12 protein-coding genes and 1 pseudogene are annotated in these 15,843 nt (G+C 69.1%); 6 read left to right on the top strand and 7 right to left on the bottom strand.

The features are described 5' to 3' along the window. Position 1: 1 nt before the first annotated feature. The 3 genes from sucB to R8G01_06040 are packed head-to-tail and all read right to left on the bottom strand — an operon-like array spanning position 2 to position 3,331. Positions 2-1,411 carry a 2-oxoglutarate dehydrogenase, E2 component, dihydrolipoamide succinyltransferase gene (sucB, locus tag R8G01_06030; protein MDW3213533.1) on the bottom strand — a complete coding sequence of 470 codons (1,410 nt, stop codon included), beginning with the start codon at positions 1,409-1,411 and terminating at the stop codon, positions 2-4. A gap of 45 nt (positions 1,412-1,456) precedes the next feature. Continuing rightward, complete coding sequence (gene lpdA, locus R8G01_06035) at positions 1,457-2,857, bottom strand: dihydrolipoyl dehydrogenase (protein MDW3213534.1); 1,401 nt, start codon at positions 2,855-2,857, stop codon at positions 1,457-1,459. A 60-nt stretch (positions 2,858-2,917) separates the two neighbouring features. After that, on the bottom strand, positions 2,918-3,331 hold the full coding sequence (locus R8G01_06040) for a hypothetical protein (protein ID MDW3213535.1): 414 nt from the start codon (positions 3,329-3,331) through the stop codon (positions 2,918-2,920). Positions 3,332-3,419: 88 nt separating this feature from the next. On the opposite strand from R8G01_06040, the gene R8G01_06045 reads away from it, so the two are divergent. Together R8G01_06045 and R8G01_06050 are read left to right on the top strand one after the other, a co-directional pair. Further along, the gene (locus tag R8G01_06045) at positions 3,420-3,677 is read left to right on the top strand and encodes a hypothetical protein (GenBank protein MDW3213536.1); all 258 of its coding nucleotides are present in this window, start codon (positions 3,420-3,422) and stop codon (positions 3,675-3,677) included. Between the two features lie 15 nt (positions 3,678-3,692). After that, a pseudogene (locus R8G01_06050) lies at positions 3,693-3,974 on the top strand (redoxin domain-containing protein). Between the two features lie 22 nt (positions 3,975-3,996). On the opposite strand, the gene R8G01_06055 reads toward R8G01_06050, so the two are convergent. Beyond that, positions 3,997-6,036, bottom strand: a complete 2,040-nt coding sequence (locus tag R8G01_06055; GenBank protein MDW3213537.1) for a hypothetical protein — start codon at positions 6,034-6,036, stop codon at positions 3,997-3,999. 119 nt (positions 6,037-6,155) lie between these two features. On the opposite strand from R8G01_06055, the gene R8G01_06060 reads away from it, so the two are divergent. Genes R8G01_06060 through argJ form a run of 4 tightly spaced genes read left to right on the top strand, consistent with a single transcriptional unit; the run spans position 6,156 to position 9,952 of the window. Beyond that, complete coding sequence (locus tag R8G01_06060; GenBank protein ID MDW3213538.1) at positions 6,156-7,055, top strand: TIGR01777 family oxidoreductase; 900 nt, start codon at positions 6,156-6,158, stop codon at positions 7,053-7,055. Beyond that, positions 7,052-8,305, top strand: coding sequence for an NAD(P)/FAD-dependent oxidoreductase (locus tag R8G01_06065; protein MDW3213539.1), 1,254 nt, complete (start codon positions 7,052-7,054; stop codon positions 8,303-8,305). Before R8G01_06060 ends, R8G01_06065 begins: the two co-directional genes overlap by 4 nt. A 31-nt stretch (positions 8,306-8,336) precedes the next feature. Beyond that, positions 8,337-8,798 carry a MarR family transcriptional regulator gene (locus R8G01_06070; GenBank protein MDW3213540.1) on the top strand — a complete coding sequence of 154 codons (462 nt, stop codon included), beginning with the start codon at positions 8,337-8,339 and terminating at the stop codon, positions 8,796-8,798. After that, entirely contained in the window at positions 8,795-9,952 is a 1,158-nt protein-coding gene (argJ, locus tag R8G01_06075) for a bifunctional glutamate N-acetyltransferase/amino-acid acetyltransferase ArgJ (GenBank protein ID MDW3213541.1), read from the top strand. Before R8G01_06070 ends, argJ begins: the two co-directional genes overlap by 4 nt. A 10-nt stretch (positions 9,953-9,962) precedes the next feature. Here argJ and R8G01_06080 read toward each other — a convergent pair whose 3' ends face one another. The 3 genes from R8G01_06080 to R8G01_06090 all read right to left on the bottom strand — a co-directional run bounded on the left by R8G01_06080 (position 9,963) and on the right by R8G01_06090 (position 15,823). Continuing rightward, positions 9,963-13,094 carry a SpoIID/LytB domain-containing protein gene (locus R8G01_06080; protein ID MDW3213542.1) on the bottom strand — a complete coding sequence of 1,044 codons (3,132 nt, stop codon included), beginning with the start codon at positions 13,092-13,094 and terminating at the stop codon, positions 9,963-9,965. Positions 13,095-13,178: 84 nt separating this feature from the next. Next, positions 13,179-13,697 carry a ribonuclease H gene (locus tag R8G01_06085; protein MDW3213543.1) on the bottom strand — a complete coding sequence of 173 codons (519 nt, stop codon included), beginning with the start codon at positions 13,695-13,697 and terminating at the stop codon, positions 13,179-13,181. Continuing rightward, positions 13,694-15,823 (bottom strand): acyltransferase family protein, encoded by a 2,130-nt coding sequence (locus R8G01_06090; protein MDW3213544.1) that lies wholly within the window; start codon positions 15,821-15,823, stop codon positions 13,694-13,696. The genes R8G01_06085 and R8G01_06090 overlap by 4 nt, the downstream gene beginning before the upstream one ends. Positions 15,824-15,843: the final 20 nt, after the last annotated feature.

The raw sequence follows: 15,843 nt of genomic DNA on the forward strand, positions 1-15,843 counted from the left end.
GTCAGATCTCAGCGCCCCAGTCGCGGGTCTCGAGGATCTCCTTGACCATCTTGAGGAAGCCGGCGGCGTACGCGCCGTCGAATGCCCGATGGTCCCAGCTCATCGCGAGGTTGCCGACCGGGTGGATCGCGATCGCCTCGCCGCCGTCGGCGCCCTCGACCACGACCGGCTTGCGCACGATCGCGTCGGTCGAGATGATGCCGACCTGCGGCTGGTTGATGATCGGCATCGTGAGCACCGAACCGGCCGAGCCGTTGTTGGAGATCGTGAAGGTGCCTCCGGAGATCTCGTCGGGTGCCAACTTGCGGTTGCGGGCCCGGTTCGCGAGGTCGCTGATCTCGCGGGCGATCGCCTTGAGCCGTTTGGTCTCGGCGTCGCGCAGCACCGGTGCCAGGAGCCCCTCGTAGTCGAGGTCGACGGCGATCCCGAGATCGATGAAGTCGTGCACGATCAGTTCGTTGTCACCCACGCTCGCGTTGAGGTGCGGGAACTCGCCGAGCGCATCGACGATCGCCCGCGAGATGAACGGCAGGTAGGTGAGGCTGAAGCCCTCGGCCGCCTTGAACTCGGCCTTGACCTTCGAACGCGTGGCGTCGACGTTGGCGAAGTCGACCTCGACGACGCTGAAGGCGTGTGGTGACGTCGCCTTGCTCATCACCATGTGGTCACCGGTCAGCTGCCGGATCTTGGACAGCTTGACGACCGAATCGCGCTGCCCGGCCGAAGCGGCGGGAGCCGGTGCGGGGGCAGGCGCCGGCGCGGCTGCCGGTGCAGGGGCCGGCGCGGCGGCGGGAGCAGGTGCCGGTGCGGGGGCAGGCGCCGGGGCCGGGGCCGGGGCCGGGGCGGACCCGACCGCGTCGATGTGGTCGAGTACGTCTTCGCGGGTGATGCGCCCGCCGGGGCCGGAACCGGCGATGTCGTCCGGGTTCAGGGAGTGCTCGTTGACCAACCGCCGCACGACGGGCGACAGGAGTCGGTTGTCGGACGCAGCGGGCGCCGCAGCAGGAGCAGGAGCGGGTTCCGGTGCAGGCGCAGGTGCGGGTTCCGGTGCAGGCGCAGGTGCGGGTTCCGGTGCAGGCGCAGGTGCAGGAGCGGGTTCCGGTGCAGGTGCGGGCGCAGATTCAGGTGCGGGCTCCGGTTCGGCGGCAGGGGCGGGCTCGGACGCCGGTGCTGCATCGGCGTCGCCGACGACCGCGACGACCGTGCCGACCTCGATCGTGTCGCCCTCGGCGACGCGAATCTCACTCACGACGCCGGCGATCGGCGACGGGACCTCGGTGTCGACCTTGTCGGTCGACACCTCGAACAACGGCTCGTCTTCGGCGACCGAGTCGCCGACGCTCTTGAACCACTGTGTGATGGTGCCCTCGGTGACGGTCTCGCCGAGCTGGGGAAGGGTGACATCAGCCATGATCGGTAACTCTGCTCCTGTGGTAACTGTCGATTCGTCGTGTGCTCAACCGTTGATGCTGCGACCGGTGAGCGACATCATCGTCTCACCGAACAGCTCGGTCATGCTGGGATGGGGTTGGATGAACTCGGCGACTTCGTCGACCGTTGCCTCCCAGTTCACGGCGAGGTAACCGCCGGACAACTGCTCGGTCACCCACGGGCCGACCATGTGCACGCCGAGCACCTGACCCGGCGTGCCGTCGGCGTTCTTCTTGGCGATGATCTTGACCATGCCGTCGGTCTGACCGACGATCTGGGCCCGACTGTTGAACTTGAACGGGTGCTTGCCCACCACGACGTCGATGCCGGCGGCCTTGGCCGCATCTTCGCCCGGACCTGCCCACGCCACTTCGGGGTCGCAGTAGATCGCCCACGGGACCCGGTCGTACGCGACCGGCATCGCGCCCTCGCCCAGCGCATGCTTGACCACGAGGATCGCCTCGGCGTATCCCACGTGCGCCAGCTGCGGGGTGTTGATCAGGTCGCCCACGGCGTACACACCCGGCTCACCGGTCTGGCAGTACTCGTCGACGACGACGAAGCCGCGCTCGTCGACCTGGACACCGGTGCCCTCGAGCCCGAGTTGATCGGCGAACGGACGCCGCCCGACCGAGATGATGCAGGCGTCGACCTCGACCGACTCGCCGTCGCCGAACTGCACGGTCGTGCCGCCCGACCCGTCGGGAGTGTGGCCGGTGACCTTGACATCGGTCTTGATGGTGATCTTCTTCTTCTTGAAGCTGCGCTCGACGATCTTGGTGACGTCGCTGTCGAGACCCGGCAGGATCTTGGGCAGCCCTTCGAGGATCGTGACCTCGGCGTCCAGGTCGGCGAAGGTGGAGGCGAACTCGCAGCCGATCGCGCCGCCGCCGATCACGGCGACCCGTGGCGGTACGTGGTCGAGATTCAGCACCTCGTCACTGGTCATGATCGGACCACCCACGTCGAAGCCCGGGATCGTCCTGGGCACCGAGCCGGAGGCGAGGATCACGTTGGTGCCGGTGATGGTCGCCGACCCGCCGTCGTTCATGGCGACCGACACGGTTCGATCGGCGCCGAGCGAGCCGACGCCGTTGAAGACCTCGACGTTGCGGCCCTTGCACATGGCGGCGATCCCGCCGACGAGACCGGCGACGATCTTCTGCTTCCGCTCCTGCGTGACCGCGAAGTTGACCGACGGCGAACTCGACTCGATCCCGAAATCGGCGCTGTGCTCGACGTGGCGCTTGACCGCCGCCGTCTCGAGGAACGCCTTGGCCGGGATGCACCCACGGTTGAGGCACGTTCCGCCGAGTGCGTCTTTTTCGACGAGGGCCACCTGCATGCCGGCGGAGGCGGCGTACAGCGCGGCGGCGTACCCGCCCGGGCCACCACCGATGACGACGAGATCGAACGAATCACTCACGAACGCCACCGTATCGTCGCTACCCACGGGTAACGCACGCCCCTCGCCGCTGTCTGGTGGTCAGCCCAACACCCAGCGGGCCTGGTCGTCACCACGCTCGTAGAACAGCACGCGCGACGCCCCGTCGGCGGAGGCGACGTCGAACTCGATCGCACAATCGGCGAGTGCCGACGACGAGGCCGCACAGGTCGTCGACTCGAGCCCCACCGGACGTCCCGAGGCGATCAACCGGAACGCTGCGGTCGGGTCGTCGTCGTCGGTGCCGCCGATGGTCACGAGCACACGGAGGCGGCCGGCGTCCTCGACGGCGTCGGTGACGACGACCGTCATGTCGCCCACCTCTGCCGACTCGCCGAGCGCCACCGGAGCCGCGATGTCGTCCTGACCGGTGAGCTGGAACAGGAAGACCGCTCCGGCCAACATGATCGCGAGTCCGCAGCCCAGGGCCATCAACATCAGTGTTCGTGTCTTCATGTGCGGACGAGGCTACGAGCGGAAACGTTCGCGAAACACCGCCCGAGGTGACGGCGTCGCTCGCCTCGACCGCGGTACCGTGCTCCTCGTGTTCCGACGTGCCCTCCCCGTACTCGCAGCGACGCTGCTCGTGGCGTGTGGCGGCGGGGACCCCGAGGCATCGCCGACCACCGATGCACCGACGCCCGCTGCCGTGACGACCGCTGCGCCAGGTGCGACAGCGATCGATCCTGGCGCCGTGCCGGCGGCCTTGCAGTTCACCGCCCCGCTCGTCGGCGGCGGCGAGATCGAGCTCGGCGAACTCGCCGGTCGGCCGGTGCTCCTCTGGTTCTGGGCACCGTGGTGAAGCACCTGTAATCGAGAAGCTCCCTCGGTCGAGGAAGCAGCACAACGATGGGCCGGTCAGGCCGAGTTCGTCGGCGTCGCCTGGAGCGGCACCGAGGACCAGTTCCAGGACTTCATCGACAAGTACGACCTGTCGTTCCCACAGATCGGCGACGGGACGGGCGACGTGTTCGCCCAGTTCGAGATCCCGACACAGCCGGCGATCGCGATCATCCGTCCCGACGGCGAGGTCCAGACCCTGTTCGGCGCCGCCGACGAGGCGCTGCTCGACTCGTTGATCTCCGACGCGTTGGCCTGAGACCCGAGCGATCGGCGACCGATCAGTTCTCGTACGCCGCGTCGAGGCAGTCGAGATAGCGCTCGTCGTACTCGGGGTCGTCGAACTCGTTGTACCAGTTCCGACCCTCGAAGCATTCGAGATACGCGATCTCGGTCGGCAGTTCCCACTCGTCGACGACACCCTGCTCGACCAGGTCGAGGAAGCAGGGGCGGGCGGCCTCGGCGCCGGCGATGAACTCGTCGTCGCTCAACTGATAGACCTCGCCGGCCCACGATGACGTGTACCCGCATTCGGGGTGACGCAGCGCGAGCGGGACGAACGACGAGTCGATCTCCCCGGCATCGACCGCGGTCCAGAAGCAGACGGCGGCCACGTCGGGATCGGACTCCGAGTAGCAGTCCTCCCACGAGCTCGCACCCTGATCACCGGTTCCGCCGGTGGTCGCGTCGCCGGTCATCTCGTCACCGATGTCGTCACCCATGCCGTCATCGACGACCACCGTTGCCGGCGGTGCCACCGGCTCGCTCGAGCCGTCGAAGTCGGTGGTGAACTCACCACCGAACGAGCCGGGCAGGTTGTTCAGGCTGCCGAAGATCGCGTCGACGAACTCCTCGCCGGCGGCGGGGGCCTGCTCGATGATCGCATCGAGTTCGGATCGGTCGAGTGCCCGCAGCACGTTGAGGAACGCCTCGCTCGCCGTGGTGGTCGGGCTGACGTACCAGAGACCGTCCGACCTCCGCATCTCGAGCCCGGACTCCTCCATGTCGGCGAACGCGTCGGTCACGGTCTCGATCAGCTGCTTCGTGGCGGGGGCTTCGTCGAGCAGGCCGTTGGCATCCTCGAACACACCCGAGTTGCACTGCTCGAACGTCTCGCCGGCAGCGGCGGCGCGGATGCAGTCGTCGGCGAACTCGAACGAGAACGGCTCGTCCTCGAAGGTGCCCTCGACGGCGATCGCATCGAGGAAGACGGTGGCCGTGTCACCCGACTCGTCGACCCGGAACTCGCGTCGGGTGATGCTCCAGTCGAGCGGCACCTCGGCCAGCGCCGCCTCCGCCTCTTCGATGAACAGCGGGGCGTAGCGCTGGAGGGCGGCCGCCTCGCCGGGGTTCAGGGTTCGCAGCAGACCGGTCAGGTCGAGATCTTCGACACGATCGAGCACGCCGTCGAAGGCCGCATCGGGGGTGTCGGCGCCGTCGGACCCGATGCCCTGGATCGGGATGAGCATGCCGGGGGCCGCCTCCTGGCGGGCGAGTTCGGCGATCGTGTGGAACACGCTGAAGTACCAGCGACCGTCTTCTTCGACCGCGGTGAGACGGACGTCGAACTCGTCGGTCTCGGTGAGACGGGTGCCGCGCATCTCGGTCATCAGGTCGTCGGGGACATTGTCGGTGATCAGGTCACCGATCGGCAGTTCGGCACCGTCGAAGGTCAGCACCGCATCGGCTCGGAGGTCGATGTTGGTGATGTCGGGCACGTTGGTCGACGACGCCGACACGCGCTCGTTCGAGAGTTCGACGTCGAGGCCGAGGATGCGCGACAGATCGGCCTCGGGCGACAGCACCTCGAGGCGCGTCAGCTCGGAGACGAGGTCGACCAACGGGTCGCGGAACACGTCGCGCTCCCCCGGCGACAGCACGTCGACGACGCCCAGGACGTCCTCGTTCTCGATCGCCTGCAGGAGCGACAGGCCCAGTTCGTCGGGTGACGCGGCGCCACCCTGGGCACCGCCGGTGAGGTTGCTGACGGCGAACACGCCGGCCGCGCCCGTGGCGAGCACGGCGGCGACCGCCCCTCCGACGAGCCACTTGGAGCGCTTGCTCCTGGTCGGCGGCTCACCCGAACGGACGAGGACGTCCGAATCGGCCGGCTCGAGCGGCTCGGCCGCCGGCGACCAGTCGGTCGGCGCAACCGCCGGGCCGGTCGGAGCGGGTGGCGGCGGGACGATCGGCGCAGCCGATGCCGGCACGACCGGCGGGGCGGCCGCGGGCGACGGCAGCGACGGCAGCGACGGCGCCGCCGACTCATCGGTCGATCGACCGGGCTCCGACGGCGGTTTCCAGGGGCTGTCGTCCTGCATCTCGTTCACGCTATCCATTCCTCGCATCTCGCTGCTGGCTGTTTGGATCGGCCCGTTCGGCGCCGAACTTGACCCGGACCCGAGGTTTGGGGGTCGCGGCGAACGCGTACAGTCGGGCCATGCACGTAGGAATCACCGGGGCCTCGGGCCTGATCGGCACCGCGCTCGGCGAGCACCTCCGGTCGAACGGCCACCAGGTCACCCCGATCGTTCGACGTTCGGCCTCCGCCGACGAGATCGGTTGGGATCCCGGTGCGGGACGACTGGATCCCGCCGACATCGCCACGCTCGACGCGGTCGTGCACCTGGCCGGCGCCGGCATCGGCGACCGCCGCTGGACCGACGAGTACAAGCGCACCCTGATGGACAGCCGCGTCGACGGCACCACCCTGCTCGCCGGGGTCCTGGCCGAACTCGGCGACGACGGCCCGCAGACGCTGCTCAGCGGGTCGGCGATCGGGTTCTACGGTGACCGGGGCGACGAGATCGTCGACGAGAAATCGCCCAGCGGTGACGGCTTCCTCGCCGAGATCTGCCGGGCCTGGGAGGCCGGCACCTTGCCGGCGTCCGGCGCCGGCGTGCGGGTCGCACACCTGCGAACGGGCATCGTCCTGAGCGACCAGGGGGGCGCGCTGACGAAGATGCTCCCGCTCTTCAAGGTGGGCGCCGGTGGTCGTTTCGGGTCGGGCGAACAGTGGATGAGTTGGATCTCGATCACCGACGAGGTGCGTGCGATCACCCACCTCCTGACCGCCGACGTCGAGGGCCCGGTCAATCTCACCGCTCCGAACCCGGTCACCAATCGCGAGTTCGCCGACACCCTGGGCGACGTCCTCCACCGCCCGTCGTTCATCCCCGTCCCGAAGTTCGGTCCGAAGCTGCTCCTCGGCAGCGAACTCGCCGACGCCCTGCTGTTCGAGGGCCAACGCGTGGACGCTGCTGTGCTCGGTGCCGACGAGAACTTCTCCTTCGCCCACCCCGACCTCGCGACCGCCCTCCGGGCGGTACTCGACCGGTGACCCCGGCGCGTCGCGGCGACGCGCCGATCGTCGTCGTCGGAGCCGGCCTGGCCGGCCTGAGCTGCGCCGTCGCCCTCCACGACGCGGGTCGCGAGGTGCTGGTGCTCGAGGCGAGCGACGGCGTGGGCGGTCGGGTCCGGACGGATGCCGTCGACGGCTTCCTCCTCGACCGTGGTTTCCAGGTGCTGCTCACCGCCTACCCGGAGGCGCACCGACAACTCGATCTCGACGCGCTCGACCTGCGTGCGTTCGATCCGGGTGCCCTGATCCACGACGGCGAGTCGTCGTCGGTGATCGTCGACCCGTTCCGCTCGCCGACTCGGGCGATCGACGCGGTCCGGAGCCCGGCTGCGACGCTCATCGACAAACTCCGCATCGCTCGGCTCCGTCGACGCCTGCGGTCGGTGCATCCTGCGTCGCTCCTCCGGGGTGCCGACATGAACACGCGCGAGGCTCTGGTCGCCGACGGCTTCTCGGATCGCACGATCGAACGGTTCTTCCGCCCACTGTTCGGAGGCATCCAACTCGACCCCGACCTGAACACGTCACGCCGGATGTTCGACGTCATTTTCCGCACACTCGCCGACGGCGACTCGGCGGTCCCGGCGTCCGGGATGCGAGCCATCCCCGACCAGCTCGCAGCACGGTTGCCGGACGGCGCGATCCGCCTCGACTCGCCGGTCGAGCGGATCGACGGCGACGGGGTCGACGTGTCGGACGGGCACATCGCGGCATCGGCCGTCGTCGTCGCCTGCGAGGGTCCGGCCGCGACCCGACTGCTCGACCTGCCGGCCACCGGCTCGAAACCGGTCGGCGCCGTCTACTTCTCGGCGCCGGACGCCCCCACCGACGAACGGTTGGTCGTCCTCAACAGCCGGCCGGGTCCGGTGCTCAACGCGGCGATCATGACCAACGTGGCTCCGAGCTACGCGCCGCCGGGTCGTCACCTGATCGTCGCGGCGATGCCCGGCGAAATCGGGACACCAGCGGCCCTCGAACGATCAGCCCGAACGACGTTCCGCAGTTGGTGGGGGCCCGCCGTCGACGGATGGGAACTCATCCACACCTACCGCATCGAACACGGGCAGCCGATCCAGCCCGTGCCGTTCTCGCCCAAGCAGCCGGTGGCGCTGAGCGACGGGCTGTTCGTGTGTGGTGACCACCGCGACACGGCGTCGATCCAGGGTGCGATGTACTCCGGGCGTCGGTGCGCCGATGCCGTGCTCGGCCGGCCGCGTCCGATTGCGTAGCGCAACAGTTGCACCTGGGTACGATGTCGTCATGAGCGACGTCCGATGGCTGAACGACACCGAGATGGCCGCGTGGCGGTCGTTCGTCGAGGCGCACGACGACCTGATGAGCGCGCTCGAGGCCGACCTGACACCCACCGAGCTGACCCTCGGCGACTACCAGGTGCTCGTGTACCTCACCGAAGCCGACGACCGCCAGATGCGCATGTGCGACCTGGCCGAGATGCTCCAGCTCTCGCCGAGCGGACTGACCCGCAGACTCGACGGCCTGGTCAAGGCCGGGTGGGTCGAGCGACGCAACTCCGAGGTCGACCGCCGCGTCATGCTCGCCGCCCTCACCGACGCCGGACGCGCACAACTCGCGGCGGCGGCGCCGACACACGTGGCGAGCGTCCGGGCCCGCATGATCGACGTCCTCGACACCGACGACCTCGATGCCGTCGCCCGGGCCTTTCGCAAGATCCGCGCCGCACTCGATGCGGAGTGCGCATGACCACGCTCCCCCAGGGTTTCAGCGCGTACGTCGCGAACATCGGCATCAAGGACGACACCGACGACTTCGTCGTGATCGCCGCCGACCGCCTCGCCGCCGCTGCCGGCGTGTTCACCAAGAGTCGTTTCGTCGGACCGAGCGTCACGATCAGCCGCGACCACGTGGCGTCGGGCACCGCCCGAGCGGTCGTGGTCGTCTCGAAGAACGCCAACGTCGCCAACGGGCCGTCGGGTGAGTCCGATGCCCGCGAGTTGGTCGCCTCGGTCGCCGAGCGACTCGGCTGCCAACCCGACGACGTACTGATCGCCTCGACCGGTGTCATCGGCCGGCCCTACCCGATGGACCGCGTCCGCTCCGGTGTCGCCGCCATGCCGGCGCCCCTGACCGCCACTTCGGCCGACGCCGCGGCCGACGGCATCATGACCACCGACACGGTCCGAAAGGTCGCCGTCAGCTCCGTCGAGGGCGCATCCGCGACCGTCGTCGGCATCGCCAAAGGCGTCGGGATGATCGAGCCCGACATGGCGACGATGATCGCGATCGTCCTCACCGACGCGCTCGTCGAACGCGACGAGCTCGACGAAACCTTCAGGCGCGTGGTCGACCGGACCTTCAACTGCGTCAGCATCGACACCGACACGTCCACGAGCGACACCGCGGTCGTCCTCGCGAGCGGCGCAGCCGGACCGGTCGACGCCTCGGCGTTCGAACGGGCGATGCATGACGTGTGCCTCGACCTCACCAAGCAGATCGCGCGTGACGGAGAGGGCGCACAGACGTTGATCGAGGTCACGGTCACCGGCGCCCGCGACGACGATCAGGCCAAACGGGTCGCGAAGACGATCGTGAACTCGCCGCTCGTCAAGACCGCCGTGCACGGCGCCGACCCCAACTGGGGCCGTGTCGCGATGGCGATCGGCAAGTGCAGCGACGACACCGACATCGACCAGGAACGGGTCACGATCCGGTTCGGCGGCACCGAGGTCTACCCGACCCAGGTCGACGACGGCGGGCTGGCCGAACTGTCGATCTACATGCGGGGCGAGACGGTCGAGATCGGTGCCGATCTCGGCATCGGTGGCGGCGACGCCACCGTGTGGGGCTGCGACCTCACCGACGGCTACGTCCGCATCAACGCCGACTACACGACCTGACGCCGAGCAGTCAGCGGGTCGGGATCGGGCCGACCCCGTAGCGGGTGTCGACCACACGTTCGCCGGGCGACGAACGCAGGCCACCGTCGAACCAGGCCGTCACGTCGACGATCACGTCGGTCTCCACCAACGACGACACACACACCTCACCCGACTCGTCCACCGGCACCACCACCGCATTCGGCTCCACCGCACCAGCCGCCACGAAATTCACCGACGACGTCTCCGGCTCCTCCGAACCACACGCCCACACCCGCAAGAACCCCGGACCCACCGGACCCACCGCCGTCACATTCAACGCAACACCCACCACACCCGACTCCGGCACACCCGCCCGATCCGACACCGGCACCCGCAACACCTCACCCGCGGCCACACGCGACCCCTCGCGCGTATCCACCAACCGACCCGACGCCGCACCCACACCCGACTCGAACCACGCCGTCACATCCACGATCACGTCGGTCTCCACCAACGACGACACACACACCTCACCCGACTCGTCCACCGGCACCACCACCGCATTCGGCTCCACCGCACCAGCCGCCACGAAATTCACCGACGACGTCTCCGGCTCCTCCGAACCACACGCCCACACCCGCAAGAACCCCGGACCCACCGGACCCACCGCCGTCACATTCAACGCAACACCCACCACACCCGACTCCGGCACACCCGCCCGATCCGACACCGGCACCCGCAACACCTCACCCGCGGCCACACGCGACCCCTCGCGCGTATCCACCAACCGACCCGACGCCGCACCCACACCCGACTCGAACCACGCCGTCACATCCACGATCACGTCGGTCTCCACCAACGACGACACACACACCTCACCCGACTCGTCCACCGGCACCACCACCGCATTCGGCTCCACCGCACCAGCCGCCACGAAATTCACCGACGACGTCTCCGGCTCCTCCGAACCACACGCCCACACCCGCAAGAACCCCGGACCCACCGGACCCACCGCCGTCACATTCAACGCAACACCCACCACGTCGGTGCCGGCGCCCTCGGCGGGTACCCCACCGACGCCCATCACCGGGATGCGGAGCGGTTGACCGGGCAGCAGCGATCGCGGCGGCGTGTAGCCGTCGGCGACGATCTCGAGTACCCGGTTCCGGAGCCACAAGGCGAACTCCGCCTGGCCGGTCGACGTCAGGTGGACCCCATCGGAATACCAGCGATCGGCGCCGGCATGGCTGCTCGCGGCGTTCCAGTCGAGCACGACGAGTTCGTCCCACGCCGCAGCGGCCTCGTCGAGCGCGGCGTTCGTGAGGTGGTACGGCATGGAGGTGCGACGTTCGGACACGTTGACCCACAGCACGAGGCCGACCTGCCGTTCGCGCAGTGCGAGCATGACGGCATCGATGCGAGCGGGCATCGAACCCGGGTCGTCGTTGTACCCGAGTTCGACCACCACCAGATCCGTGCCGACCGGGACGTCGGACGCGGCCGACACCCCGTCGACGATGTGGCCACCCTGGGTGCGGCGGCTCGAGATGGCATCGAACGTCTCGTCGCCGAAGACGTCCTCCGTGACGACACGGAACTCCGAGGACTCGGACCCCGCCACGCTCACGCCGACGGAGTCACCGATGAAGGCGAAGTCGACCGCGTCGGTGACGGTCCGTCGGATCGGCACCAGCTCGAAGCCGGGCGCGTTCAACCCGAAGGCGTTGCGGAAGTCCCAGGCGCTGACCGTCGTCCCGTTCCCGAGCCGGACCTCGTTGGCCCAGATGCCGCCGTACGGCGAGTCGGTGTCGGTCGCGGTCGTGACGTCGTTGGCCGAGCCCAACCCATAGCGCGAGCGGATCGCATCGGCGTCGATGATGCGGGTCCAGCGGTGATTGGGGTTGCCCGGCTGGTCGTCCCAGGGGTCGACGACCGAGGGAAACGAACCACCGGCCGTCGTCGGACCGTTCGACGCGGAGAACTCGGTCGACACGATCGCGCCCGAGCCCGGCCACACCCGAACAACGCCCCCGGTGTCATCGATGGCCTCGTCGGTGTTGTCGTGCTCGAGGCGAACCGAGTTCGCCGTCGCCGCATCGAGACGCACCGCCGAGCCGCCGTACACCTGGCACGACGAGGTGTCACACGTGCTCGCGTAGGAGTAGCGGTTCTGCGTGAGCGCGTACGACCGTGCGGCGACCGACTGGGCCCGCAGCGCGTTCATCCCGGCGCCGCCGGCGGCGTCGCCCCACGATGCGGGCGACTCCTTCGGGACGACCCCGCGCAGGTAGTTCTCGATGTCGACCTCGTTGACGACCCGATTGCCGTCTCCGGTGTGCAGGAATTCGACCGACCCGCGGTAGTGGGTGATCGAGCCGTCGGGCTCGCACACGCCCAACACGTTCGCGGCGCCCGCCGACGACTGGTTCACCGGGGTGGTGAACCGGACCGGGCCGTCGACCGGTTGCGCGGTCAGCTTCGTCCACGGGGGTGCGTCCTGACCTTCGAGCCGCTCCTCGGCCCGGTTCCAGTCGGCGGCGTCCCACGTGCCGTCGACCGGCAGACCCTCGGCTTCCTGGAAGTCTTCCAGGGCCTCCTGGGTCATGTTGCCGAAGATCCCGTCGATCGGGCCGGGCGAGAAGCCGAAGTGCGAGAGCAGTTGCTGCATCTGCGTGACGCTCTGCCCGCGGTCGCCGTTCGTGAGCGACACCTGCGGCACGACGAACGACGACGACCCGACGCACCCGTACCCCGACGTCGCGCCGTACACCTCGAACCGATCGGGGCTCACCTCGACCGCGTACATCGACGTGTACTTCGCGGTCGAACCGTTCCACGCCGCCTTGCCGTCGCGGCTGATCACGCCGACGGTCCCGACGCCGTCCCACGGGGTCAACCGGACGCGCAGGTCGGACTTCGTCGCGGTGCCGGCCTCGGTGTTGCTGTAGTAGGCGTCGAGGATCTCCTGCCACGACTGGCCGTCGATCGCTCGCCCGTAGGAACCCCATTGGCTGAGCCCGCGGCCGTGGCCGTTGCCGACGCCGCGGACCTCGAACGCGATCACCTCGTCGTCGCCGCCCGGAGCGGCCGACGCAGGCGTGCTCGGCATCGCTGTCGCGAGGGCGCCCGTACCGACCAGGGCGAGCGCGAGCAGCGCGGCGATGCGGCGGGGAGTCTGCACGATCGCGCACCGTAGCCATTCGTCACGCGTTTGTAACGTCACGCCGGGGATATCGGCACGATGGTGGGCCGACTCAAGGAATCGTCAAGACGAGCCGGCGGGCACCGCGGCGACGGCGAGCCGGTCGACCAGGTCGTTCATCCGATCACCCGAATGCCCCTTGACCCATTGGAACGTCACCGAGCCCGACTGGACGATCTCGACGAGCGGCTGCCAGATGTCGAGGTTGGCGACCGGCTCCTTCTTGGAGTTCTTCCACCCGTTGCGCTTCCACTTCACCCACCAGCCGTCGCGAAAGCAGTTGACGACGTAGGTGGAGTCGGACACCACGGTGACCGGCCCGGCCTCCGAGCCGACGCCGAGCGAGCGGAGTGCTTCGAGCACCGCCATCAGCTCCATCCGCTGGTTGGTGGTGCGCGCCTCGCCGCCGGAACCGCACGGTTCACCATCGGGGGCCACGGCCCAACCCCAGCCACCGGGCCCGGGGTTCCCCGAGCAGGCACCGTCGGTGTAGACGGTCACCGGTGCCGCGTCGGCGACACGGCCACCGGGACCGTCGGCGTCGGGGCGATCTGCCGGATGGTCGAACAAGCTGTCGGTCACGGTTGCGGTACTCCCAGTGCGATGCGGACGAGTCGGTCCCCCAGATAGCGCTCACTGATCTCGGTCGCCGCCTCCGGCGTCGGATGCACGCCGTCGGGGCGCACATCCTCGCTGCGGTCGAGGCGCTGATCGCGAAGCCACCGGTCGAGGGCGACCACCTCGACGAGATCGTCGGCGGTGGCGAGGCGGTCGTAGAGGTCGTAGATCACCTGGTGACGCGCTGGGTCTTCCTGTGCGTCGACGCGCGGCAACCAGAACGGGTCGGGAATCGGGTGCCGTACGAGCGCGACTCGGCCGGCACCCGATGTCTCGAGTGCGGTCGTCAGGGTGCGATAGTCGGCGTCGAGCCGTTCGGCGAACTCGTCGTCGAACGGAGTGAGCAGCGCCTCACCGCTCCACCGCCGGTCGACGAGGTCCCACGAGGTCACCATCGCGACCACCACGTCGGGACGGAGCCGCTCGACCTCGGGGTACACGAACCGCTCGAGCCAACGGTCGCAACCCTCGATCGGCCCGATCGTGTCACCGGTTCGCCGCTCGCCACCGGTGAGGAATCCGCACCCGGGCGCCCCGACGACCTCGACCTGGGCGAGTTCGGGGTTCGCTGCCGCCCAGTTGACGAGTCCGGTTCCGAACGCATTGGCCGTCGAGTCACCGGTGACGAGGATCCGGACGGGTCGCGCGAGTTCGGGGAGCGGTTCGACCGCGGCGACCGACCCGGGTGCGGTCGTCGGCGGCGATGTCGCGACGGTCGGCGCCGTGTCGGCGTCGGGCCGCGTGGTGGCGGTGCTCGCCGTCGCCGGTGGTGACGAGGATGGCGAGGGTGGCGACGATGGTGATGTCGATGAGGATGGTGATGTCGATGAAGTGGGCGTCGTGGCCACCGTCGTGGTCGTCGCGACCAGACCGACCAGCGGCTCGTCGGTCTCGTCGATCGACGCCGCCTCGACCGTGTCGGCATCGGGATTCCAGTACTCGCCGATGCCACTCGGCACGACCGCGACAGCCAGCACGAACACGGAGACGGTCGACGCGAACGAGGTGGTGAACGTGATCCTGGGGCCGCGGCCGCGGGCCGACCGGATCGGCTGCTCGACCAATTCGTACGAGACGATCGTGACGGCGAGCGTGAGCACGATGCGAACCAGGAACAGCGCCGGCCCCGGCCAGTCGAACCGATCGGGGTGGACCAACACGAAGATCGGCCAGTGGAACAGGTACAGGCCGTAGGACACCTTGCCGACCCACACCACGCCGTCGTGTTCGAGCAGCCGGCGCAGCGGGCCCGGCTGCTGGAGACCGAGGACCAGGGCGGCCGAGACGAGCGCCACCAGCGGCAGCGCACCCGCGTAGGCCGGGCCACCCGCCGACGGGAACGCGACGATGCACACGACCAGCACGGCGAGCGCGAGCGGCGCCAACGGTGCCACTCGCTCGGGTGCGGTTCGGCCGGCGAGCACCGTCGCCAACGCCGCACCGATGATGATCTCGCTGATCCGCGCCGGGGTCGCCCAGTATGCGGCATCGGCGCCCCAGACGAGCGCGATCACGGGTGCACTGATCGACGTCAGCACCGCCAGGCCGCCGACCACGACCACTCGCCCGCGCCGGCGCGGCACACGGGCCAGCACGAACATCATCAGCGGTGGCCACACCCAGTAGAACTGCTCTTCGATCGCCAACGACCAGAAGTGTTCGAGCGGTGACGACGTCCCGCTCGTCCGTTCGAGCAGGTCCTGGTAGGAGCCGTCGCCGGCCAGGAACACCCAGTTCGCGACCTGGAACACCGACCCGAGCAGATGCGCCCGGAGGTTGGCCACGCCGTCGAACAGATCGGTCGTCGTGGCGATCAGCGCCACGCCGACGAGGCACACCACGCTGGCGGGGAGGAGTCGCCGCAACCGCCGCGCGTAGAACCCGGCAAGGTCGATCGTGCCCGACCCGTCGTGTTCGCTCAGCAGCAGGCTCGTGATCAGGAAGCCGGACAGGGTGAAGAACACCGACACCCCGAGATAGCCGCCGTCGAATCCCGGTATCCCGGCGTGGAAGAGCAACACGGCTGCCACCGCGAACGCCCGGACACCGTCGAGTGCCGGCTGATATGCGATCGTCGGGCGATTCGACATGCGAGGCAGCAGTGTAGGGG

The sequence above is a fragment of the Ilumatobacteraceae bacterium genome, assembly GCA_033344875.1.
Classification (GTDB): Bacteria; Actinomycetota; Acidimicrobiia; order Acidimicrobiales; family Ilumatobacteraceae; genus Ilumatobacter.

Bases quoted from the DNA above. Each gene is read 5' to 3' on its own strand.
- R8G01_06040 (MDW3213535.1), bottom strand. From the start codon at position 3,331: ATGAAGACACGAACACTGATGTTGATGGCCCTGGGCTGCGGACTCGCG.
- R8G01_06055 (MDW3213537.1), bottom strand. From the start codon at position 6,036: ATGCAGGACGACAGCCCCTGGAAACCGCCGTCGGAGCCCGGTCGATCG.
- R8G01_06090 (MDW3213544.1), bottom strand. From the start codon at position 15,823: ATGTCGAATCGCCCGACGATCGCATATCAGCCGGCACTCGACGGTGTC.
- sucB (MDW3213533.1), bottom strand. From the start codon at position 1,411: ATGGCTGATGTCACCCTTCCCCAGCTCGGCGAGACCGTCACCGAGGGC.
- argJ (MDW3213541.1), top strand. From the start codon at position 8,795: ATGACCACGCTCCCCCAGGGTTTCAGCGCGTACGTCGCGAACATCGGC.
- R8G01_06060 (MDW3213538.1), top strand. From the start codon at position 6,156: ATGCACGTAGGAATCACCGGGGCCTCGGGCCTGATCGGCACCGCGCTC.
- R8G01_06070 (MDW3213540.1), top strand. From the start codon at position 8,337: ATGAGCGACGTCCGATGGCTGAACGACACCGAGATGGCCGCGTGGCGG.